The sequence below is a fragment of the Streptococcus sp. SK643 genome (assembly GCF_000259505.1).
GTDB lineage: Bacteria > Bacillota > Bacilli > Lactobacillales > Streptococcaceae > Streptococcus.
The window spans coordinates 1-22,792 of the sequence record NZ_AJMM01000029.1 but is presented as its reverse complement, the minus strand read 5'-3'; the positions used below and the strand labels follow the sequence as shown (position 1 = coordinate 22,792).

Below are 22,792 nucleotides of genomic sequence, written 5' to 3'. Positions count from 1 at the left end.
AATAGCCTAGTAGAATAAGGAAGAAAGTGGCTATTTTATTGAAAGTTTACCTTTTATGGTATAATAGATAAAATGAGGAAATCCATGCAAAATCAATTAAATGAATTAAAACAAAAAATGCTGGAATTTTTCCAGCAAGTAAGATCAATCTTTCATCAAAAAAAATCACAAAACGTCTCTGAACAAGATAAAACAGATGGAGAAAGGAAAGGATTTTTACCTCTCCTAGGGACTTCTTTATCTGTCTTTAAGGGGATTTTGAATACTCTCTTTATTTTAGCTTTTATCGGGGGGCTATTTGGGACTGGTATAGCACTTGGTTATGGGGTTGCCTTGTTTGATAAGGTTCGATTGCCTCAAACAGAAGAATTACTAGGCCAGGTGAAAGACATCTCTTCGATTTCTGAAATAACATATGCTAATGGGAATATCATTTCTTCTGTTGAGAGTGATTTGTTGAGAACATCTATCTCAGCAGAGCAGATTTCAGAAAATCTAAAGAAAGCTATTATAGCAACTGAAGACGAACATTTTAATGAACATAAGGGAGTGGTTCCCAAGGCAGTTATTCGTGCCACTTTGGGGAATTTTGTAGGGCTAGGCTCTTCTAGCGGTGGTTCAACTTTAACTCAGCAGCTGATTAAGCAACAGGTTGTTGGAGATGCACCGACCTTGGCTCGTAAGGCGACTGAAATTGTAGATGCTCTTGCTCTGGAGAGAGCCATGAGTAAGGAAGATATTTTAACAACCTATTTGAATGTTGCTCCTTTTGGGCGAAATAATAAAGGGCAAAATATTGCAGGAGCTCAGCAAGCGGCGGAAGGTATTTTTGGTGTAGATGCAAGTAAATTAAGTGTTCCACAAGCAGCATTTTTAGCAGGTTTACCACAAAGTCCTATTATCTATTCACCTTATGAAAATACGGGAGTCATTAAAAGTGATGAAGATTTAGAACTTGGCTTGAAGAGAGCCAAGGATGTTCTCTATAACATGTACCGTACAGGGGCTTTAACTCAGGATGAGTATGATCAATATAAAGATTACGACCTAAAACAGGATTTTCTACCTTCAGGAACAGTAACGAGTGTTTCAAGAGGATACTTATACTTTACAGCCTTGGCGGAGGCTCAGGAACAAATGTATGAGTATTTGGTTAAACGAGATAATGTTTCGGCGGCAGAGTTAAAAAATGAAGCATCTCAAAAGTTTTACCGAGATTTGGCGGTTAAGGAAATTGAAAATGGTGGTTATAAGATTACAACTACCATTGATGAGAAGATTCATTCTGCCATGCAAAATGCAGTTGCTAATTACGGTTCTCTATTAGATGATGGAACTGGTAAAGTAGAAGTCGGAAATGTTTTGATGGACAATCAAACAGGTGCTGTTCTAGGATTTGTCGGCGGTCGAAATTTTCAAGAAAACCAAAATAATCATGCTTTTGATACGAAACGATCACCAGCATCTACTACAAAACCTTTGCTAGCTTATGCGATTGCGATTGACCAGGGGTTGATGGGAAGTTCTAGTATATTGTCCAACTACCCTACAACATTTTCAAACGGGACTCCAATTTTGTATTCTGGTAAAAAAGGGACAGGCATGATGACCTTGGGAGAGGCTCTAAATTATTCATGGAATATCCCAGCTTATTGGACTTATCGTATGCTCCGTGAAAAAGGAGTGGATGTCAAGTCTTATATGGAAAAAATGGGCTATGAAATTCCAGATTATAGCATTGAGAGTCTTCCAATGGGTGGAGGTATTGAAGTATCGGTAGCCCAGCATACTAACGGTTACCAGACTTTAGCAAATAATGGTGTCTATCATAAAAAACACGTGATTTCTAAAATTGAATCATCAGACGGGAATGTCATCTATGAGTATAAAGACGAGCCAGTTCAAGTCTACTCTAAAGCAACAGCGACCATCATGCAGGGGCTTTTGAGAGAGGTGTTATCATCACGTATAACAACGACATTCAAGAGCAGTCTTTCTTCTCTAAATCCTAGCTTGGCAAATGCAGATTGGATTGGGAAAACAGGAACCACTAATGAGAATGAAAATATGTGGCTTATGGTTTCTACTCCTAAATTAACACTCGGGGGATGGATTGGGCACGATGATAATCATTCTCTAACACGTTTAGCAGGTTATGAAAACAATTCTAAATATATGGCCAATCTTGTCAATGCTATTCAGCAAGCAAATCCAACTATTTGGGGAAATGAGCGTTTTACCTTAGATTCTAGTGTGAATAAATCACAAGTACTTAAAGCTACAGGCGAGAAACCAGGTAAAGTGTCAATCAATGGTACAACCATAGATCTTTCAGGATCTACCGTAACAAGTTATTGGGCTAATAAGGCTGGTGCTCCTTCAACTAACTATCGCTTTGCAATTGGAGGTAGTGATGCAGATTATCAACATGCTTGGTCTAGTATCATTGGTAGTCTTAAAACCACATCCAACTCAAATAGCGACTCAAGTAGTAGTTCTAATGATAGTAGCAATTCAAGTGACACTCGACCATCTTCTTCAAGATCAAGAAGATAACAGTATTAAAATCATGCTAAATGAAGTGGCGAATCAATGGATTGCCACTTTTTTCTTTTGATTTTTCGTGTTACAATAAAAGCTATGAATCAGTATCAGAAAAAAATTGTAAAAGGAACTATTTATTCACTCCTATCGGGCTTAATCTGGGGTATCTGTGGAATTTTAGGAGAATACTTTTTTACTCATTATCAGGTTTCGTCTGGCTGGATTACTTCTATGCGTTTAAGTTTAGCTGGTAGTCTGGTTTTGATATACTCCTCCATACAGCTCAAATCTCAAGTACTTGATCTCTGGCGAGACAAGAAAAATTATCTACCTTTTTTAGCCTATGCTATTTTAGGTATTTTTTCTGTGCAGTTTTTCTTTTATCTCTGTGTTGAATATTCAAATGCAACAACAGCAACTATCCTACAATTTATCAGTCCGATTTTCATCTTGATCTATAATCGCATTATCTATAAGAAGAGGGCCTCCTTGAGAGCTATTTGCTATGTTTTGATTGCCATGTTAGGTGTTTTTTTGATGGCAACCAAGGGTGATTTATCTCAGTTATCTATGACGCCTTTAGCTCTTTTGACAGGTTTGTTGAGTGCTATGGGTGTCATGTTTAATGTTATTTTGCCACAACCATTTGCTAAGCGGTATGGCTTTGTACCTACAGTAGGCTGGGGAATGATTCTAGCAGGTTTGTTTAGTAATATTCTTTCTCCGGTTTATCAGATTTCCTTTGTGGTGGATATCTGGAGCGTCTTGATTTGTCTTATTATTGCCTTCTTTGGAACAGCTTTTGCATTTTTTATTTCTATGAAGGCAGTCTCTTTGGTTTCTCCCTTAGTGGTTTCGGTTATCAGTGCTAGTGAACCCTTATCTTCTGCCCTGTTGAGTGTATTATTTTTAGGATTGGTATTAGACTGGTCTTTAGTTTTAGCCATGATATTGATTATTTTACCAATGATTTTCCTCTCCATAGAAGAAGCGAAGGGGAGCAACTAAAATTGTTTTTCTAACTGTAAAACAATTATGATACTTAAATAGTAAGAATTGCTGAGAGGATGACTACAAAGATTTCAAGCTCTTATTAGAGTAAATTTTATTTTATTGGTAATAGGCGTAGTCTTATATCCTAAAAAGAGAGAAAAAAGCTTCAAATTTGGAGCTTTTTTTGGTAGAATAGTTATCATTATAACGAATTAGGAGGCGCTTATGACTGCCACAAAAATGAATGCTCAAGAAATCATCCAATTTATTGCTAATGCTGAAAAGAAAACCAGAGTAAAGGTTACTTTTGAGGGAGAACTAGCTTCTGCAGTTCCTAACTCTGTTGTGAAATTAGGAAATGTTCTCTTTGGTGATTGGAAGGACCTTGCTCCACTTTTAGACGGGCTAGTAGAAAATAAAGATTATGTCGTAGAACAAGATGCCCGTAATTCTGCGGTTCCTTTATTAGATAAACGTGCGATTAATGCTCGTATCGAACCAGGTGCTATTATCCGTGACCAGGTTGAAATTGGTGACAATGCTGTTATCATGATGGGAGCGGTTATCAATATCGGTGCTGAGATTGGCGCAGGGACTATGATTGACATGGGGGCTATCCTTGGTGGACGTGCCATCGTTGGGAAGAATAGCCACGTTGGTGCGGGCGCTGTTCTTGCAGGTGTGATTGAGCCAGCTAGTGCAGACCCAGTGCGTGTTGGGGACAATGTTCTCATTGGTGCCAATGCAGTGGTCATCGAAGGAGTGCAAATCGGTAGTGGTTCGGTTGTAGCTGCAGGAGCGATTGTTACTCAAGATGTTCCAGAAAACGTAGTAGTAGCAGGAGTTCCAGCTCGCGTCATCAAAGAGATTGACGAAAAAACCCAACAGAAAACAGCGTTAGAAGATGCGCTTCGTACCTTGTAATTATTAAAAAGAGGCGGAACCCTTTTTCCAGCCTCTTTCTTCTATCTAGGAGGACAGACAGATGTTAGATTTAATTCAAACGAGACGAGATTTACACCAGATTCCTGAAATTGGCTTGGAAGAGTTCAAGACACAGGCTTACTTGTTAGATGCCATTGAGAAGTTAACTACTGGTAAGGATTTTATTCAGGTTCGTACTTGGCGGACAGGTATCTTAGTTTATTTGCAGGGTAGTCAGCCTGAGCGTACCATTGGTTGGAGAACAGATATTGACGGGCTTCCTATTATTGAGCAAACAGGTCTTCCATTCTCCTCTCAGCACCAAGGTCGTATGCACGCCTGTGGGCATGATTTTCATATGACTATTGCCTTAGGCTGTCTTGAGCGAGCCCTTGAGGAGCAACCGAAGAACAATCTGCTCTTTCTGTTTCAGCCTGCTGAAGAAAATGAAGCAGGTGGTATGCTTATGTATGAGGACGGGGCTTTTGGAGATTGGCTACCAGACCAATTTTATGGCCTTCATGTTCGACCAGATTTGAAGGTTGGCCAGATTGCAACTAATACCCACACACTCTTTGCAGGTACTTGTGAGGTCAAGATTCGTTTTAAAGGAAAAGGCGGTCACGCTGCCTTTCCACATGAAGCAAATGACGCCTTGGTGGCTGCTAGTTATTTTGTGACTCAAGTGCAGTCTGTGGTCAGCCGGAATGTCAATCCGATTGAGGGAGCAGTAGTGACTTTTGGAGTTTTCCAAGCTGGGACAACCAACAATGTTATCACAGATACAGCCTTCTTGCACGGGACCATCCGTGCTTTGACTCAGGAAATGAGTTTATTAGTTCAAAAGAGAGTAAAAACAGTGGCAGAAGGTGTTGCGGCAGCTTTTGGTATGGAAGTCGAAGTAGAACTCAAACAAGGGGGTTATTTACCAGTTGAGAATGATCCAACCTTGGCGCGTGAATTGATGACCTTCTTTGAGGAGAAAGATGGTATTGAGCTAATTGATATTGAACCTGCCATGACTGGTGAGGACTTTGGCTATCTTCTGTCCAAGGTAGACGGCGTTATGTTTTGGTTAGGTATTGATAGTCCCTATGCCCTTCATCATCCTCAGATGAGTCCTAGAGAAGAAGCTCTAGCCATTGGTGTTGAGGCGGTTTCTAGTTTCCTAAAAAAGAAAGTATCAGAGTAAAGATATGAAATCAGAACTTAGGAAGCAAATCTTACAAAAAATGAAATCCTTGTCTCAGGAGGAAAAAATGAGGATGGATCAGGCTTTGACCGGTCGCTTTTTACAACATCCTTTTTACAAAAAAGCTGAGATCATCGCAACTTACCTATCATTTCCTCATGAGTATCAAACGCAGTACCTGATTGAGCACGCTCTGCAAGATGGTAAGAAAGTTCTGATTCCTAAAACCTATCCCAAAGGAAGAATGGATTTTGTAGTTTACAATCCCCAGCAATTAGTCAGAACTTCTTTTGGTTTACTGGAATCAGAAGGAGAATTGACAGTGGTTGATCGGTCTCAAATTGATGTGATTCATGTTCCGGGCTTAGCTTTTACGATAGAAGGTTATCGGATTGGATACGGTGGAGGATATTATGATCGCTATTTGACCGGATATAAAGGCCATACGATAAGCACTCTCTATCCGTTTCAAATTCAGGAATTTATTCCTGATGATCACGATATTCCTGTTCAGGAGGTTCTAATGTATGAAGGAAATCTTTGATAAACGTTACCCTGTAACGAGTTTTTTTCTCCTAGTAACAGCTCTAGTCTTTGCTTTAATGTTGCTGACTACAGGTGGGAATTTTGATCGGGCAGATACTCTATTTCGATTTGGGGCTATGTATAGTCCTGCTATTCGATTGGTGCCTAGTCAGATTTGGCGCCTCTTTTCTGCGATTTTTGTCCATATTGGTTGGGAACATTTTATTGTCAATATTCTCTCTCTCTATTTTCTTGGACGGCAAGTCGAAGAGATTGTTGGTTCTAAGCAGTTTTTCTTTCTTTATCTTCTGTCAGGGATGATGGGTAATCTATTCGTCTTCGCTTATACACCTAGAGCTTTAGCTGCAGGAGCATCGACTTCTCTTTATGGTCTATTTGCTGCCATTATTGTTTTGCGCTATGCATCGCGTAATCCTTATATTCAGCAGTTGGGGCAATCCTATATGACGCTTTTTGTAGTAAATCTTATTGGTAGTATTTTAATTCCGGGAATTAGTCTTGCAGGCCACATTGGAGGAGCAGTGGGAGGCGCCTTTTTAGCAATACTCTTTCCAGTAAAAAGTGAGAGACGGATGTATAACCCGGTTCAGCGACTAGGAGCAGCAGTCCTTTTTATAGGTCTTGCTATCCTACTTCTCTATAAGGGTATGAGATGACCAGATGTTAGATGAAAATTGAGATAATAAATTAAGCTACTCAAAAAATGAGTAGCTTTTTATGAACTTTGGAACCATTCGAAACAACACAGCAAGTTAAAATAAGGCTTTGTCCGTACACAACTTGAAAAAGTGAGCACCGATTCGGTGCTTTTTTATTTTCTTAAATCAGGATAAGATTGTTAAAAATTCATATTCGACGCTATATAGACCTAGATTCTATCTATTTTTAACTTTGTATTGCTATATAAAAAGAACTAAGTGATAATCCTAGTTCTTTTTGTAATGATGTTAAGTTTACTCTCCCCCAGCCAACTCTTTTCCGAGTTCGATGAGGTAGTTTTTCAAGTCATCCTTGACTTGCGGGTGTTTAAGGGCGTAGTCGATAGAAGTTTTCATGAAGCCAAACTTATCTCCTACGTCGTAACGAGCTCCCTTAAATTCACGGGCGAAAACGCGTTGTGTTTTGTTTAAAGTATCAATGGCATCAGTGAGTTGGATTTCATTTCCAGCACCAGGAGCTTGATTTTCTAAGATGTCAAAAATTTCAGGTGTGAGAAGATAGCGTCCGATAATAGCTAAATCACTTGGAGCATCTTCAGGAGCTGGTTTTTCAACGAACGTTTCTACACTATAGAGTCCGTTGATTCCTTCGCCTTGAGGAGCAATGACTCCGTAGGCAGATACTTCATCATGAGGAACAGGCATAACAGCAATGGTTGATGCGTGAGTATTTTCATAATCATTCATCAATTGTTTTGTGAGAGGAACAGCTTGTTCATCTGTGATATCCATGAGGTCGTCACCTAGCATGACAACAAAGGGTTCATTTCCTACAAAAGCCTTAGCTTGTAAGACAGCATCTCCTAGTCCACGTGGATGACTTTGACGGATAAAATGGAGGCGAATCCCAGTCGTTTCATCAACTAGTTTTAAAAGGTCTGTTTTCCCTTTTTCTTTGAGATTGTATTCTAATTCAAAGTTTGAGTCAAAATGGTCTTCAATTGAACGTTTTGCTTTACCAGTGACTACTAGAATATCTTCAATACCAGATCGAAGTGCTTCTTCTACGATAAATTGGATAGTGGGTTTGTCTACAATCGGTAACATTTCTTTAGCAAGAGCCTTAGTTGCTGGGAGGAAACGAGTTCCAAGTCCAGCGGCAGGAATGACTGCTTTTCTTACTTTTGATGTCATAATGATCCTTTCTCTAGTGGTCTAAGACCACTCGTTTTCTGCTTTAAATTCATTGTTCATGATATCGTTGATAGCATCTCTAATGTTGATGCCTTGATAGATAACTTGGTAAATAGCCTGTGTGATCGGCATGTAGACCCCAAGTTCTTGAGCAAGTTCATAGGCTGCTCGGGTGGTTGAAATTCCTTCGATGACCATTCCCATATTTGCTTCTATATCAGCAAGAGATTCGCCTCGTCCCAAAGCATCTCCGGCCCGCCAGTTCCGAGAGTGAATGGATGTTCCAGTTACAATCAAATCTCCAACCCCTGATAAACCACTGTATGTTAATGGACTAGCGCCTAGAGCCACTCCTAATCTAGTGATTTCTGCTAAGCCTCGAGCTATGATAGCTGCCTTAGCATTATCTCCAAAATCAAGGCCATGTAGAGCACCAGCACCTACAGCAATAATGTTTTTAAGTGCACCCGCGGTCTCTACCCCGATAACATCTGTATTGGTATAAAGTCGGAAGTAGTGATTACTAAAGAGTTTTTGAGCATATTGAGCTGTCTGAAGATTAGTAGAAGCAGCCGTGATTAAGGTGAGGTCGCGAACGATTGTTTCCTCAGCATGACTAGGACCTGAGACGACAACGATTTCGCTTCGGAGGTGCTCTGGGATTTCTTCTTCAAGGATAGTTGATAAGCGTTTGTGGCTATCGGGTTCTAATCCTTTTGAAGCGTGCATGATGACAACCTTGTGATTTAATGTCTGTGCGACTTGTTGGGCAACTAGACGAGTTACTTTTGTTGGGACCACGAATAAAATAGCATCTACGTCTTTCAGTGCCTCTGCTAAGTCAGTGTAGGCACTGATATTTTTATCTAGAACGACATCTTTAAAGTAGTGCTTATTAGTATGGTGTGTATTAATTTCATTGATTTGTTCGGGAATATTTCCCCAAATACGTACCTCGTGTCCATTGTCATTTAAGACTTGTGAAAGAGCAGTTCCCCACGAACCAGGCCCCAAGACGGCGATGGTTTGTTTTTCCATGTTTCCCTCCTTGATAGAGTTCTTTCTCTTATTCTATCATATTCTAGGGGATTTTGCACTTGAGTTCCTGATGTAGATGAATCTTTATTACTGTAACAAAAATAAAAAATGAGACTAAATCAAGGGAATTTTAGCCTCATTTTTTATTTTATTGAACAGTTTACATATATCCGCTTGATCAACCAAAAGATGACTCAGAAAGAAGTTTGATAGCTTATTTCAATTGATCGGTGATGTCTTTTGATAGTAACATACCTAAATGGTAAGTTTTATTAATGTAATCAATCACATCATTGATATTTTCTGTAGTTTGAATTTTTTCTTTGATATTGGCAACAAATGTCTCGTCTTTTAATAGTTGTTCTTGATAGAGTTTCTGAAGTCTCTCTTTTTCATATTTATTGAGTAGAAAAAGGAAGACCAAGCTAATAACAACTAGGACATAAGCATATTGGCTCATAGAATATCTCCTTGGATAGTGAAGAAGTGGCAGAAGGATAGTTTAGATAAAATAGTATCATACCAAACCAAATTCTGTATAGGATTTAGCTTAAGTACTTAGATTACTTAGCAAGTAATTTGAAGATTACGACATGACCCTAACCCAATCGACTTTATTTGGTTTGGTGAATTAGTAAAGCGTTTAGGCAAGCTTCTCTGTTTACGACGTAAAGAAACATAAATCGATAATATTTATGTTTCTTTGCTAGTGAAGCAGTTAGCTAGTCCGCATATAAGCGGCTAGCGTCTAACAATTGGGAACTTTAGTTCCCAATTGTTAGTACTGAATCACATCTTCTCTGGTGCTTCAACACCTAGCAAACGTAGAGCTTCTTTGAGAACGACGGCTGTTGCGTAGCTAAGGGCTAGACGGCTGTCACGTTCAGGGCTCTCATCTAAGATACGTGTATGAGCATAGTATTTGTTGAAGGCTTGAGCCAAATTAATAGCAAATTTTGCGACGATAGAAGGCTCAAAGTTATCTGCCGCACGGTTGATAATACGTGGGAAGTCTTGGATGAGTTTGATGATTTCCCAGCTTTCAGCATCGTTTAAGCTATAATTGGCCTCTGTTTCAGGTTTAAAATCTGCTTTACGTAAGATTGATTGGATACGAGCATAGGCATACTGTACATAAGGACCAGTTTCCCCCTCAAAGGATACCATGGCTTCTAAGTCGAAGTCGTATCCATTTGTACGATCGGTCTTAAGGTCGTAGAATTTAATGGCTCCAACCCCAACAGCATGGGCTACTTGGTCTTTGTTTTCAAGTTCAGGATTTTTAGCCTCGATTTGGGCTTTGGCACGACTAACAGCCTCTGCAATAGTAGGCTCTAGCAAGATGACATTCCCTTTACGAGTAGAGAGTTTTTTCCCTTCTTTTGTAACTAAACCACAAGGAACGTGGGTAATGTCGTCACTCCAGTCGTAGCCCATCTCTTTCAAGACAGCTTTGAGCTGTTTAAAGTGGGCAGATTGCTCTTGACCAACGACGTAGATAGATTTGGCAAACTGATATTCGTTTTTACGGTAAAGGGCTGCAGCCAAGTCACGAGTGATATAGAGAGTTGCTCCATCAGATTTCTTGATGAGGGCTGGATGTTCAATTCCATATTTCTCAAGGTTGACAACTTGGGCACCTTCTGACTCAACAAGAAGCCCTTTTTCAGAAAGAATTTCTACAACTGCATCCATCTTATCGTTGTAGAAGGCTTCCCCGTTGTAGCTGTCAAATTCAACCTTCAGTTCATTGTAAAGGCGGTTAAATTCCACCAAACTTTCATCACGGAACCATTGCCAAAGAGCGAGAGCTTCCTCGTCGCCATTTTCCAGTTTACGGAACCATTCGCGTGCTTCTTCATCCAAGCTAGGGTCATTTTCAGCTTCAGCGTTGATGCGGACATAGAGTTTAAGGAGTTCATCAATTGGATGAGCTTTCACAGCTTCTTCGTCGCCCCATTTTTTGTAGGCAACAATCAGCATTCCAAACTGTTTACCCCAGTCACCTAGATGGTTAACTTTGACCGTTTGATAACCGATTTTTTGGAAAATGTTTGATAAGCTATCCCCGATAACGGTTGAACGAAGGTGACCAATAGAAAATGGTTTAGCGATATTGGGACTAGACATGTCGATAACAACATTTTCTTGATTGCCGATATTTTGGTCAGCATAGTGTTCTTTTTCAGTGATAACAGCTTGCAATACTTGAGAGGAGATGGCTGCTTTATCGAGGAAAAAGTTTACGTAAGGACCAGTGGCTACAACCTTTTCGAAAGCTTGACTATCAATTTTGTCAGCTAGGTTTGCAGCAATCATTTGTGGGGCCTTGCGCTCTACTTTGGCAAGTGAAAAAGCAGGAAATGCAATATCTCCCATATCTGAGTTTTTAGGTGTTTCAAGTAAATTTAAAATAGCTTCTTGGTCCAGGCTATCAATGATGCTAGCCAACTCACTAGCAATCAGTTCTTTAGTATTCATTACATGCTCCTTTTGGACTTTTCTACTATTTTATCATAAATTCAAAGAAAGAAAATAAAAAATTTGAAATCTCCGGTTTTTTTGGTATAATAAAGTTATAATTTTTTAATAAATATACATATAAGAGGATTTTATGAGGAAAAGAGATCGTCATCAGTTGATTATAAAAATGATTACCGAGGAGAAGTTGGGGACACAAAAAGAGATTCAAGATCGCTTGGAGATGCATAATGTATTTGTAACTCAAACCACTTTATCACGGGATCTACGTGAAATTGGCTTGACCAAGGTCAAGAAAAATGGTATGGTGTATTATGTACTAGCAAATGAGACAGAAAAAATTGATTTGGTTGAGTTTTTGTCTCATCATTTAGAAGGTGTTGCAAGAGCAGAGTTTACTCTAGTACTTCATACTAGACTTGGAGAAGCTTCTGTTTTAGCAAATATTGTAGATGCAAACAAGGATGAATGGATTTTAGGAACAGTTGCTGGTGCAAATACCTTATTGGTCATTTGTCGAGACCAGCACGTTGCCAAACTAATGGAAGATCGTTTGCTAGATTTGATGAAAGATAAGTAAGGTCTTGGGAGTTACTCTCAAGACTTATTTTTGACAAGGAGAGACGGCATATGGCGTCAGAAAAGCTATCACCCGGCATGCAACAGTATGTGGATATTAAGCAACAGTATCCAGATGCTTTTTTGCTCTTTCGAATGGGTGATTTTTATGAATTATTTTATGAGGATGCAGTTAATGCAGCGCAAATTTTAGAAATTTCATTAACCAGTCGTAATAAGAATGCGGACAATCCGATTCCTATGGCGGGTGTTCCCTACCATTCTGCCCAGCAGTATATCGATGTCTTGATCGAAAAAGGGTATAAAGTTGCGATTGCGGAGCAGATGGAAGACCCCAAACAAGCAGTTGGAGTTGTCAAGCGAGAGGTCGTTCAGGTTATTACACCAGGAACTGTTGTAGACAGTAGTAAACCCGATAGTCAGAATAATTTCCTAGTTGCTTTGGATCGTGAAGGGAACAAATTTGGTCTAGCTTATATGGACTTGGTAACAGGTGATTTTTATGTGACAGGTCTTCTAGATTTCACGTTGGTCTGTGGCGAAATCCGTAACCTCAAGGCTCGAGAAGTGGTGCTGGGTTATGACTTGTCTGAAGCAGAGGAGCAAATCCTCAGTCGTCAGATGAATCTGGTTCTTTCCTATGAAAAAGAATCTTTTGAGGATCTTCATTTACTGGATTCACGTTTGGCAAGCGTAGAGCAAGCAGCGTCTAGTAAACTGCTCCAGTATGTTCATCGGACCCAGATGCGGGAATTGAACCACCTCAAACCTGTTATCCGCTATGAAATCAAAGATTTTTTGCAGATGGACTATGCAACTAAGGCTAGTTTGGATTTGGTAGAAAATGCTCGTTCGGGCAAGAAGCAAGGCAGTCTTTTCTGGCTTTTGGATGAAACCAAGACGGCTATGGGTATGCGTCTGTTACGTTCTTGGATCCACCGACCCTTGATTGATAAGAAACGAATTGTTGAACGTCAAGAGGTGGTCCAGGTCTTTCTAGACCATTTCTTTGAGCGCAGTGATTTGACAGACAGTCTCAAGGGAGTTTATGATATTGAACGCTTGGCTAGTCGTGTTTCTTTTGGTAAGACAAACCCCAAGGATCTCTTGCAGCTAGCGACCACCTTATCCAGTGTGCCACGAATTCGTGCGATTTTAGAAGGGATGAAGCAACCTGCTCTAGCCTATCTCATCGCACAATTGGATGGAATCCCTGAGTTGGAGAGCTTGATTAGCGCAGCGATTGCTCCTGAAGCGCCTCATGTCATTACGGAAGGTGGCATTATTCGGACGGGATTTGATGAGACTTTGGACAAGTACCGCCGAGTGCTTAGAGAAGGGACGAGTTGGATTGCTGAGATTGAGGCCAAGGAGAGAGAAAGCTCAGGTATCAGCACTCTCAAGATAGACTACAATAAAAAAGATGGCTACTATTTCCATGTGACCAATTCGCAATTGGGAAATGTGCCAGCCCACTTTTTCCGCAAGGCAACTTTGAAAAACTCGGAACGATTTGGGACCGAGGAGTTAGCGCGTATCGAAGGAGATATGCTAGAGGCGCGTGAGAAGTCAGCCAATCTAGAGTATGAAATTTTTATGCGCATTCGTGAAGAGGTCAGTAAGTACATCCAGCGTTTACAAGCTTTAGCTCAAGGAATTGCGACGGTTGATGTCCTGCAGAGTTTAGCAGTTGTGGCTGAAACCCAGCATTTGATTCGACCTGAATTCGGAGATGATTCGCGAATTGATATCCAGAAAGGGCGCCATGCTGTCGTTGAAAAGGTTATGGGGGCTCAGGCCTATATTCCTAACACTATTCAGATGGCAGAAGATACCAGTATCCAACTGATTACAGGGCCGAATATGAGTGGGAAGTCGACCTATATGCGTCAGCTGGCCATGACAGCAGTGATGGCTCAGATGGGTTCTTACGTACCTGCAGAAAGTGCTTGCTTGCCTATTTTTGATGCCATCTTTACCCGTATCGGAGCAGCAGATGACTTGGTTTCAGGTCAATCAACCTTTATGGTTGAGATGATGGAGGCCAATAATGCCATTTCTCATGCAACCAAGGATTCCTTGATTCTTTTTGATGAGTTGGGAAGGGGAACGGCAACCTATGATGGTATGGCCTTAGCTCAATCCATTATTGAGTACATCCATGAGCATATCGGAGCAAAGACCCTCTTTGCGACCCACTACCATGAGTTGACCAGTCTGGAATCCAGCTTGGAACACTTGGTCAATGTCCACGTGGCAACCTTAGAGCAAAATGGACAAGTGACCTTCCTTCACAAGATAGAGCCAGGCCCAGCCGACAAATCCTACGGTATCCATGTAGCCAAGATTGCTGGTTTACCGGCTGATCTTTTAGCTAGAGCAGATAAAATTTTAACTCAATTAGAGAGTCAAGGCCAGAAAGTTCAAGTGAATGAGAGAGAAATAAGTGCAGTCACTGAACAAATGTCATTATTTGACACGCCTGCAGAAAATCCAATCCTAGCAGAATTGTCTAAACTGGATGTTTACAATATGACACCTATGCAGGCCATGAATGTTTTAGTAGAGTTAAAACAAAAATTGTAATCGTGTATGTTAGACTGGCATAATGTTGCCTCTTCTTTCTAGTTTAAAAGGAAGACTTCTTTGACAATTTACTACTTTTTTGCTAGAATGACATCATACAAACAGAATGAAAAGGAGCTGACGTATTGTCGCTCCCTTTTGTCTATTTTTTAAGGAGAAAGTATGCTGATTCAGAAAGTAAAAACCTACAAATGGCAGGTCTTGGCTTCGCTCCTGATGACAGGCTTGATGGTTGCTAGTTCACTTTTGCAACCGCGTTATCTGCAGGAAGTGTTAGATGCTCTCCTTGCTGGGAAATATGAAGCTATTTATAGTATCGGAGTTTGGTTGATTGGTGTGGCCTTGGTCGGTCTGATTGCTGGGGGTCTTAATGTTATCCTCGCAGCCTATATTGCCCAAGGAGTTTCATCCGACCTTCGGGAGGATGCCTTTCGTAAAATCCAAACCTTTTCTTATGCCAATATTGAACAGTTTAATGCGGGAAATTTAGTTGTTCGCATGACAAATGATATCAACCAGATTCAGAACGTGGTCATGATGACCTTCCAAATTCTTTTCAGACTTCCCCTCTTGTTCATAGGTTCGTTTATCCTGGCGGTTCGAACTTTACCGTCTCTTTGGTGGGTGATTGTTCTCATGGTAGTCTTGATTTTTGGTTTGACTGCTGTCATGATGGGAATGATGGGGCCTCGTTTTGCCAAGTTTCAAACCCTGCTTGAGCGCATCAATGCTATTGCTAAGGAAAATTTGCGCGGTGTTCGTGTGGTTAAGTCCTTTGTTCAAGAAAAAGAGCAGTTTGCTAAGTTTACGGAGGTTTCAGACGAGCTGCTCGGTCAAAATCTTTACATCGGTTATGCCTTTTCGGTAGTGGAACCCTTTATGATGTTGGTCGGTTACGGAGCGGTCTTCCTCTCTATTTGGCTGGTTGCGGGGATGGTTCAATCGGATCCGTCGGTTGTTGGATCTATTGCTTCCTTTGTCAATTACCTAAGTCAGATTATCTTTACTATTATTATGGTTGGATTTTTGGGAAATTCTGTCAGTCGTGCTATGATTTCCATGCGTCGTATTCGAGAAATTCTGGACGCAGAGCCAGCCATGACCTTCAAGGATGTACCAGATGAAGAGTTGGTCGGAAGTCTTAGCTTTGAAAATGTGACCTTTACCTATCCAATGGATAAGGAACCGATGCTGAAAGATGTGACCTTTACTATTGAACCTGGTCAAATGATTGGTGTAGTTGGAGCGACTGGTGCAGGAAAATCAACCTTGGCTCAATTGATTCCACGTCTCTTTGACCCACAGAAAGGGTCTATTAAAATCGGAGGCAAGGATATTCGAGAAGTGAGTGAAGGAACCCTACGCAAAACAGTTTCTATAGTTCTTCAGCGTGCTATTCTCTTTAGTGGAACGATTGCAGATAACCTGAGACAGGGTAAGGGAGATGCTACTCTATTTGAAATGGAGCGCGCAGCCAATATTGCCCAAGCCAGCGAATTCATTCATCGTATGGAGAAAACCTTTGAAAGTCCAGTTGAAGAACGGGGAACCAATTTCTCAGGTGGGCAAAAACAAAGGATGTCGATTGCCCGTGGAATTGTCAGCAATCCACGTATTCTGATTTTTGACGATTCGACCTCAGCCTTGGATGCTAAGTCAGAGCGACTGGTTCAGGAAGCTTTGAATAAGGACTTGAAAGGGACGACAACCATTATCATCGCGCAAAAAATTAGCTCGGTTGTTCATGCGGATAAAATCTTGGTTCTAGATCAAGGCCGATTGATTGGTCAAGGGACGCACGCGGACTTGGTTGCCAACAATGCCGTTTACCGTGAAATCTATGAGACACAGAAAGGAAAGGAGGAGTAACATGAAAACAGTTCAATTTTTTTGGAATTATTTTAAAGTCTATAAGCTATCATTTGTAGTTGTCATCACGATGATTGTTCTGGCGACTCTTGCCCAAGCCCTCTTTCCAGTCTTTTCTGGACAAGCGGTAACAGAACTAGCCAATTTAGTTCAAGCTTATCAAAATGGCAATCCAGAACTTGTTTGGCAAAGTCTATCAGGAATCATGGTCAATCTTGGCATGCTCGTTTTGGTTCTATTTATCTCTAGCGTGATATACATGTGTCTCATGACGCGCGTAATTGCAGAGTCGACCAACGAGATGCGCAAAGGCCTCTTCGGTAAGCTTGCTCGCTTGACGGTTTCTTTCTTTGACCGCCGACAAGATGGCGATATCTTATCTCGTTTTACCAGTGATTTGGATAATATCCTCCAAGCCTTTAACGAAAGCTTGATTCAGGTCATGAGCAATGTTGTTTTATACATTGGTCTGATTCTTGTCATGTTTTCGAGAAATGTGACGCTGGCCCTCATCACCATCGCCAGCACACCAGTGGCCTTCCTCATGCTGATTTTTATCGTGAAAATGGCACGCAAATACACCAATCTCCAGCAGAAAGAGGTAGGGAAACTCAACGCCTATATGGATGAGAGTATTTCAGGCCAAAAAGCTGTAATTGTGCAAGGAATTCAAGAGGATATGATGGCAGGATTTCTTGAACAAAATGAGCGTGTGCGCAAGGCGACCTTTAAAGGAAGAATGTTTTCAGGAATTCTGTTCCCTGTCATGAATGGGATGAGTTTGGTTAACACAGCCATCGTCATCTTTGCTGGTTCAGCTGTACTTCTGAATGATAAGTCTATCGAAACAAGTACAGCCCTAGGTTTAATTGTTATGTTTGCCCAATTTTCTCAACAGTACTACCAGCCTATTATTCAAGTTGCGGCAAGTTGGGGAAGTCTTCAGTTGGCCTTTACGGGTGCTGAACGGATTCAGGAAATGCTTAACGCAGAAGAAGAAATCCGACCTGAAAAGGCTCCAACCTTCACTAAGCTGCAAGAAGGTGTTGAAATCCGTCATATCGATTTCTCATATCTGCCTGATAAACCTATTTTGAAAGATGTCAGTATTTCTGCCCCTAAAGGTCAGATGACAGCGGTTGTTGGTCCGACAGGGTCAGGGAAAACGACTATTATGAACCTCATCAATCGCTTTTATGATGTTGATGCTGGTGCTATTTATTTTGATGGTAAAGACATTCGTGACTATGATTTGGATAGTCTCAGAAGTAAGGTGGGAATTGTCTTGCAAGATTCTGTCTTATTTAGCGGAACGATTCGAGACAATATCCGTTTTGGTGTGCCAGATGCTAGTCAAGAAATGGTTGAGGCAGCAGCCAAGGCAACCCACATTCACGACTATATCGAAAGCTTACCTGATAAATACGATACTCTTATCGATGATGACCAGAGCATCTTCTCAACTGGGCAAAAGCAATTGATTTCTATCGCTCGAACCTTGATGACAGATCCAGAAGTTCTCATTCTCGATGAAGCCACTTCAAACGTAGATACGGTGACAGAAAGCAAGATTCAGCATGCCATGGAGGCGGTTGTGGCAGGCAGAACTAGTTTCGTCATTGCTCACCGTTTGAAGACCATCCTCAATGCTGATCAGATTATTGTCCTTAAAGATGGAGAAGTGATTGAACGTGGTAATCACTATGAACTCTTGAAACTAGGTGGATTCTACTCAGAACTCTATCACAATCAATTTGTTTTTGAATAAGAAAGAAGTTGTCCTATGTGGGCAGCTTTTTCTTGTTCATAGAAAATATTTATCACGGACTTAAAAAAAACATATTAGACGAAAGGTGTTTTGAGTGATATGATAGGACTATCGTTAATATTCGAAAGGAGAGACATCATGCCTAGAACGGTTGTAGGAGTTGCTGCAAATCTATGTCCCGTAGACGCAGAAGGCAAAAACATTCATTCATCTGTATCTTGTAGATTCGCAGAGAGCATTCGTCAAGTCGGTGGTCTCCCTTTAGTCATTCCTGTTGGTGATGAGTCAGTTGTACGCGATTATGTAGAAATGATTGATAAACTCATCTTGACAGGGGGCCAAAATGTCCATCCTCAATTTTACGGAGAGAAAAAGACCATCGTGAGCGATGATTATAATCTGGTCCGTGATGAGTTTGAACTGGCCCTCTTAAAGGAAGCTCTCCGCCAGAATAAACCAATTATGGCAATCTGTCGCGGTGTCCAACTTGTCAATGTTGCCTTTGGTGGAACCCTCAATCAAGAAATCGAAGGTCACTGGCAAGGACTGCCTTTTGGAACATCTCACTCTATTGAGACAGTAGAAGGAAGCGTAGTGGCTAAGCTATTTGGAAAAGAAAGTCAGGTCAATTCTGTCCATCGTCAAAGCATTAAAGATTTGGCACCTAATTTTCGTGTAACTGCTATTGATCCAAGAGACCAAACCATCGAAGCGATTGAGTCTATCGACGAACACCGAATTATCGGTTTGCAGTGGCATCCAGAGTTTCTAGTTAATGAAGAAGATGGCAATTTAGAACTATTTGAGTATTTATTGAATGAATTGTAACGACTGGAACATCTGGTCGTTCTTTATTTTATTTTTTCAAATTTTTTGGAATATGGGATTTTTACGCAAACGTTTGAATTCTGATAAAAATTGGAGAAATTCGACAAAAAAACTTGAAAAAAACGAAGGTAAGCGTTATGATAGAAAAGAAGAAATATTGGAGGAATAACATGTCACATATTAAATTTGATTATTCAAAAGTTTTAGACAAATTTGTTGCACCACATGAAGTGGAATACATGCAATCACAAGTAACAGCAGCAGATGAATTGATCCGTAAAGGAACTGGTGCTGGTAGCGACTTCTTGGGATGGTTGGACCTTCCTGAAAACTACGACCGCGAAGAATTTGACCGCATCTTGAAAGCTGCTGAGCAAATCAAGTCAGACAGCGATGTTTTGGTTGTTATCGGTATCGGTGGATCTTACCTTGGTGCGAAAGCAGCAATCGACTTCTTGAACCACCACTTTGCTAACTTGCAAACAAAAGAAGAACGCAAGGCTCCACAAATCCTTTACGCAGGAAATTCAATCTCATCTACTTACCTTGCTGACTTGGTAGAGTATGTTGCAGACAAAGACTTCTCAGTAAACGTGATCTCTAAATCAGGTACAACAACTGAACCAGCTATCGCTTTCCGTGTTTTCAAAGAACTCTTGGTTAAGAAATACGGTCAAGAAGAAGCTAACAAACGTATCTATGCAACAACTGACCGCCAAAAAGGTGCTGTTAAGGTTGAAGCAGACGCTAACGATTGGGAAACATTTGTTGTTCCAGATGATATCGGTGGACGCTTCTCAGTATTGACAGCCGTTGGTTTGCTTCCAATCGCAGCATCAGGAGCTGACATCAAAGCCCTTATGGAAGGTGCGAATGCAGCTCGCAAAGACTACACTTCAGATAAAATCTCTGAAAACGAAGCTTACCAATACGCAGCAGTTCGTAACATTCTTTACCGTAAAGGCTATGCAACTGAGATCTTGGTAAACTACGAGCCATCACTTCAATACTTCTCAGAGTGGTGGAAACAATTGGCTGGTGAATCAGAAGGAAAAGACCAAAAAGGTATCTACCCAACTTCAGCCAACTTCTCAACTGACTTGCACTCACTTGGTCAATTTATCCAAGAAGGAACTCGTATCATGTTTGAAACAGTTGTCCGTGTTGACAAACCTCGTAAAAACGTGATTATTCCTAGCTTGGAAGAAGATCTTGATGGACTTGGTTACCTTCAAGGAAAAGACGTTGACTTTGTGAACAAAAAAGCGACTGATGGTGTTCTTCTTGCCCACACAGATGGTGATGTACCAAACATGTACGTGACTCTTCCAGAGCAAGATGCTTTCACTCTTGGTTACACTATCTACTTCTTCGAATTGGCAATTGCCCTTTCAGGCTATTTGAATGCTATCAACCCATTTGACCAACCAGGTGTTGAAGCTTACAAACGTAACATGTTTGCCCTTCTTGGAAAACCAGGATTTGAAGAATTGAGCAAAGAACTTAACGCACGTCTATAATAGAAGAAAAGAGTGGTTTGTCCACTCTTTTTACTCTCTTTATTCATAGAAATTGGACTCAGCCAAGACTTGTGATATAATATAGAGAGCAAAAAGGCAGATGCCTAGAGACTTTATAGGAGAAACTATGTCAAAAGATATCCGCGTACGTTACGCACCAAGTCCAACAGGACTACTACACATCGGGAATGCCCGTACAGCATTGTTCAACTACCTTTACGCACGTCATCATGGTGGAACTTTTATCATTCGTATCGAAGATACTGACCGTAAACGTCATGTCGAGGATGGTGAACGTTCACAGCTTGAAAACCTTCGCTGGTTAGGTATGGATTGGGATGAAAGCCCAGAAACACATGAAAATTACCGCCAGTCTGAGCGTTTGGACTTGTATCAAAAATACATCGATCAACTGTTAGCTGAAGGAAAAGCCTACAAATCTTACGTTACAGAAGAAGAGTTGGCAGCTGAACGCGAACGCCAAGAAGCAGCTGGCGAAACACCACGCTACATCAATGAATACCTTGGTATGAGTGAAGAAGAAAAGGCAGCTTACATCGCAGAACGTGAAGCAGCAGGGATCATCCCAACTGTTCGTTTGGCTGTCAATGAGTCAGGTATCTACAAGTGGCATGATATGGTCAAAGGTGATATCGAATTTGAAGGTGGCAATATCGGTGGTGACTGGGTTATCCAAAAGAAAGATGGTTACCCAACATACAACTTTGCCGTTGTCATCGATGACCATGATATGCAGATTTCTCACGTAATCCGTGGAGACGACCACATTGCTAATACACCAAAACAGCTCATGGTTTATGAAGCACTTGGTTGGGAAGCTCCAGAATTTGGTCACATGACTTTGATTATCAACTCTGAAACTGGGAAAAAATTGTCTAAACGTGACACCAACACCCTTCAGTTTATCGAAGACTACCGTAAAAAAGGTTATTTACCAGAAGCAGTCTTTAACTTTATTGCTCTTCTTGGTTGGAACCCAGGTGGCGAAGATGAAATCTTCTCTCGTGAAGAACTCATTAAACTTTTCGATGAAAACCGCCTCAGCAAGTCTCCAGCAGCCTTTGACCAGAAAAAACTAGACTGGATGAGCAATGACTATATCAAGAATGCAGACCTAGAAACTATCTTTGAAATGGCAAAACCATTCTTAGAGGAAGCAGGCCGATTGACTGACAAGGCTGAAAAATTAGTTGAGCTCTATAAACCACAAATGAAATCAGTAGATGAGATTATCCCATTGACAGATCTTTTCTTCTCAGATTTCCCAGAATTGACAGAAGCAGAGCGCGAAGTCATGGCGGGGGAAACAGTCCCAACAGTTCTTGAAGCCTTCAAAGCAAAACTTGAAGCGATGACAGATGATGAATTTGTAACAGAAAATATCTTTCCACAAATCAAAGCTGTTCAAAAAGAAACAGGTATTAAAGGAAAAAATCTTTTTATGCCTATTCGTATCGCTGTTTCAGGTGAAATGCATGGACCAGAATTGCCAGATACTATCTTCTTGTTAGGACGTGAAAAATCAATCAAGCATATCGAAAATATGTTAAAGGAAATCTCTAAATAAGAAGGGTACAATAATGGACATCTGGGTAAAGATGTACGAAGAAGCACAGAAATTGTATAATCCACATGAAGTATCTGATTTTGTTTATGCTAATCATGTCGTTGCCGCAGTAGAGGCAGAAGATGGACAAATATTTACAGGTTTCTGTATGGAGGGAACCTGTGGTGTATTCCATCTCTGCGCAGAGCGCGCGGCACTCTTTAATATGTACCAATTTTCAGGACAAACTAAGGTTAAGAAAGTATTAGCCTTTCGTGATAAACCATCTTATGGTGGAAGTTCGGGTATGCCTTGTGGCGCTTGCAGAGAGTTCCTCTTAGAGTTGAACGCTGAAAATAAGGATGCAGAATTCATGATGGACTACAATAGAAGAAAGACTGTTAAAGTTGCAGAACTAATGCCCTATTGGTGGGGAGAAGAACGTGCTTCTAAGTTTGATAAGTAATAAAAGAGTCGGTTCAATTCTGGCTCTTTTTACTTAAA

18 protein-coding genes are annotated in these 22,792 nt (G+C 40.8%); 14 read left to right on the top strand and 4 right to left on the bottom strand.

The features are described from left to right. Window positions 1-84: 84 nt before the first annotated feature. From pbp1b to HMPREF1117_RS10450, 6 genes are all read left to right on the top strand, one after another. Window positions 85-2,556, top strand: coding sequence for a penicillin-binding protein PBP1B (pbp1b, locus tag HMPREF1117_RS10475; RefSeq protein WP_001180941.1), 2,472 nt, complete (start codon window positions 85-87; stop codon window positions 2,554-2,556). An 84-nt stretch (window positions 2,557-2,640) separates the two neighbouring features. After that, entirely contained in the window at window positions 2,641-3,552 is a 912-nt protein-coding gene (locus HMPREF1117_RS10470) for a DMT family transporter (protein ID WP_025171615.1), read from the top strand. Between the two features lie 210 nt (window positions 3,553-3,762). Beyond that, window positions 3,763-4,461 (top strand): 2,3,4,5-tetrahydropyridine-2,6-dicarboxylate N-acetyltransferase, encoded by a 699-nt coding sequence (dapD, locus tag HMPREF1117_RS10465; RefSeq protein WP_000127439.1) that lies wholly within the window; start codon window positions 3,763-3,765, stop codon window positions 4,459-4,461. A gap of 61 nt (window positions 4,462-4,522) precedes the next feature. Continuing rightward, entirely contained in the window at window positions 4,523-5,653 is a 1,131-nt protein-coding gene (locus HMPREF1117_RS10460) for an N-acetyldiaminopimelate deacetylase (RefSeq protein WP_000885091.1), read from the top strand. A 4-nt stretch (window positions 5,654-5,657) separates the two neighbouring features. Next, window positions 5,658-6,197: a 5-formyltetrahydrofolate cyclo-ligase gene (locus tag HMPREF1117_RS10455; RefSeq protein WP_000834297.1), complete on the top strand. Its 540-nt coding sequence runs from the start codon at window positions 5,658-5,660 to the stop codon at window positions 6,195-6,197. Next, window positions 6,181-6,855, top strand: a complete 675-nt coding sequence (locus tag HMPREF1117_RS10450) for a rhomboid family intramembrane serine protease (RefSeq protein ID WP_000658466.1) — start codon at window positions 6,181-6,183, stop codon at window positions 6,853-6,855. The genes HMPREF1117_RS10455 and HMPREF1117_RS10450 overlap by 17 nt, the downstream gene beginning before the upstream one ends. A 297-nt stretch (window positions 6,856-7,152) precedes the next feature. Here the strand turns inward: HMPREF1117_RS10450 and galU are convergent, their stop codons facing one another. The 4 genes from galU to argS all read right to left on the bottom strand — a co-directional run bounded on the left by galU (window position 7,153) and on the right by argS (window position 11,571). Then, window positions 7,153-8,052 carry a UTP--glucose-1-phosphate uridylyltransferase GalU gene (galU, locus tag HMPREF1117_RS10445; protein WP_000202238.1) on the bottom strand — a complete coding sequence of 300 codons (900 nt, stop codon included), beginning with the start codon at window positions 8,050-8,052 and terminating at the stop codon, window positions 7,153-7,155. A gap of 21 nt (window positions 8,053-8,073) precedes the next feature. Continuing rightward, window positions 8,074-9,090, bottom strand: coding sequence for an NAD(P)H-dependent glycerol-3-phosphate dehydrogenase (locus HMPREF1117_RS10440; protein WP_000415059.1), 1,017 nt, complete (start codon window positions 9,088-9,090; stop codon window positions 8,074-8,076). A 214-nt stretch (window positions 9,091-9,304) separates the two neighbouring features. After that, window positions 9,305-9,550: a hypothetical protein gene (locus HMPREF1117_RS10435; RefSeq protein ID WP_000084871.1), complete on the bottom strand. Its 246-nt coding sequence runs from the start codon at window positions 9,548-9,550 to the stop codon at window positions 9,305-9,307. A gap of 329 nt (window positions 9,551-9,879) precedes the next feature. Further along, window positions 9,880-11,571 carry an arginine--tRNA ligase gene (argS, locus tag HMPREF1117_RS10430; RefSeq protein ID WP_001092706.1) on the bottom strand — a complete coding sequence of 564 codons (1,692 nt, stop codon included), beginning with the start codon at window positions 11,569-11,571 and terminating at the stop codon, window positions 9,880-9,882. A 133-nt stretch (window positions 11,572-11,704) separates the two neighbouring features. Between argS and argR the strand changes: the two genes are divergently transcribed. The 8 genes from argR to HMPREF1117_RS10385 all read left to right on the top strand — a co-directional run bounded on the left by argR (window position 11,705) and on the right by HMPREF1117_RS10385 (window position 22,754). Further along, entirely contained in the window at window positions 11,705-12,151 is a 447-nt protein-coding gene (gene argR / locus HMPREF1117_RS10425) for an arginine repressor (RefSeq protein WP_007557440.1), read from the top strand. 50 nt (window positions 12,152-12,201) lie between these two features. Beyond that, on the top strand, window positions 12,202-14,736 hold the full coding sequence (gene mutS / locus HMPREF1117_RS10420) for a DNA mismatch repair protein MutS (RefSeq protein ID WP_000135605.1): 2,535 nt from the start codon (window positions 12,202-12,204) through the stop codon (window positions 14,734-14,736). 162 nt (window positions 14,737-14,898) lie between these two features. Continuing rightward, entirely contained in the window at window positions 14,899-16,605 is a 1,707-nt protein-coding gene (gene patA, locus HMPREF1117_RS10415) for a multidrug efflux ABC transporter subunit PatA (RefSeq protein WP_000908171.1), read from the top strand. A gap of 1 nt (window position 16,606) precedes the next feature. Beyond that, window positions 16,607-18,373 (top strand): multidrug efflux ABC transporter subunit PatB, encoded by a 1,767-nt coding sequence (gene patB / locus HMPREF1117_RS10410; RefSeq protein WP_000859887.1) that lies wholly within the window; start codon window positions 16,607-16,609, stop codon window positions 18,371-18,373. Between the two features lie 138 nt (window positions 18,374-18,511). Continuing rightward, window positions 18,512-19,201, top strand: coding sequence for a gamma-glutamyl-gamma-aminobutyrate hydrolase family protein (locus HMPREF1117_RS10405; protein WP_001138352.1), 690 nt, complete (start codon window positions 18,512-18,514; stop codon window positions 19,199-19,201). Window positions 19,202-19,371: 170 nt separating this feature from the next. Continuing rightward, window positions 19,372-20,721 (top strand): glucose-6-phosphate isomerase, encoded by a 1,350-nt coding sequence (locus HMPREF1117_RS10395; protein WP_000018266.1) that lies wholly within the window; start codon window positions 19,372-19,374, stop codon window positions 20,719-20,721. Window positions 20,722-20,848: 127 nt separating this feature from the next. Further along, window positions 20,849-22,309: a glutamate--tRNA ligase gene (gene gltX, locus HMPREF1117_RS10390; RefSeq protein WP_000031053.1), complete on the top strand. Its 1,461-nt coding sequence runs from the start codon at window positions 20,849-20,851 to the stop codon at window positions 22,307-22,309. Between the two features lie 13 nt (window positions 22,310-22,322). Continuing rightward, window positions 22,323-22,754: a cytidine deaminase family protein gene (locus tag HMPREF1117_RS10385; protein ID WP_000355957.1), complete on the top strand. Its 432-nt coding sequence runs from the start codon at window positions 22,323-22,325 to the stop codon at window positions 22,752-22,754. Window positions 22,755-22,792: the final 38 nt, after the last annotated feature.

Excerpts from the sequence above, each read along its gene's own strand:
- HMPREF1117_RS10450 (WP_000658466.1), top strand. The coding sequence starts at position 6,181 with ATGAAGGAAATCTTTGATAAACGTTACCCTGTAACGAGTTTTTTTCTC.
- HMPREF1117_RS10460 (WP_000885091.1), top strand. The coding sequence starts at position 4,523 with ATGTTAGATTTAATTCAAACGAGACGAGATTTACACCAGATTCCTGAA.
- HMPREF1117_RS10470 (WP_025171615.1), top strand. The coding sequence starts at position 2,641 with ATGAATCAGTATCAGAAAAAAATTGTAAAAGGAACTATTTATTCACTC.
- HMPREF1117_RS10395 (WP_000018266.1), top strand. The coding sequence starts at position 19,372 with ATGTCACATATTAAATTTGATTATTCAAAAGTTTTAGACAAATTTGTT.
- dapD (WP_000127439.1), top strand. The coding sequence starts at position 3,763 with ATGACTGCCACAAAAATGAATGCTCAAGAAATCATCCAATTTATTGCT.
- pbp1b (WP_001180941.1), top strand. The coding sequence starts at position 85 with ATGCAAAATCAATTAAATGAATTAAAACAAAAAATGCTGGAATTTTTC.
- argS (WP_001092706.1), bottom strand. The coding sequence starts at position 11,571 with ATGAATACTAAAGAACTGATTGCTAGTGAGTTGGCTAGCATCATTGAT.
- HMPREF1117_RS10440 (WP_000415059.1), bottom strand. The coding sequence starts at position 9,090 with ATGGAAAAACAAACCATCGCCGTCTTGGGGCCTGGTTCGTGGGGAACT.
- HMPREF1117_RS10435 (WP_000084871.1), bottom strand. The coding sequence starts at position 9,550 with ATGAGCCAATATGCTTATGTCCTAGTTGTTATTAGCTTGGTCTTCCTT.
- gltX (WP_000031053.1), top strand. The coding sequence starts at position 20,849 with ATGTCAAAAGATATCCGCGTACGTTACGCACCAAGTCCAACAGGACTA.
- galU (WP_000202238.1), bottom strand. The coding sequence starts at position 8,052 with ATGACATCAAAAGTAAGAAAAGCAGTCATTCCTGCCGCTGGACTTGGA.
- HMPREF1117_RS10405 (WP_001138352.1), top strand. The coding sequence starts at position 18,512 with ATGCCTAGAACGGTTGTAGGAGTTGCTGCAAATCTATGTCCCGTAGAC.
- HMPREF1117_RS10385 (WP_000355957.1), top strand. The coding sequence starts at position 22,323 with ATGGACATCTGGGTAAAGATGTACGAAGAAGCACAGAAATTGTATAAT.
- mutS (WP_000135605.1), top strand. The coding sequence starts at position 12,202 with ATGGCGTCAGAAAAGCTATCACCCGGCATGCAACAGTATGTGGATATT.
- HMPREF1117_RS10455 (WP_000834297.1), top strand. The coding sequence starts at position 5,658 with ATGAAATCAGAACTTAGGAAGCAAATCTTACAAAAAATGAAATCCTTG.
- argR (WP_007557440.1), top strand. The coding sequence starts at position 11,705 with ATGAGGAAAAGAGATCGTCATCAGTTGATTATAAAAATGATTACCGAG.
- patB (WP_000859887.1), top strand. The coding sequence starts at position 16,607 with ATGAAAACAGTTCAATTTTTTTGGAATTATTTTAAAGTCTATAAGCTA.
- patA (WP_000908171.1), top strand. The coding sequence starts at position 14,899 with ATGCTGATTCAGAAAGTAAAAACCTACAAATGGCAGGTCTTGGCTTCG.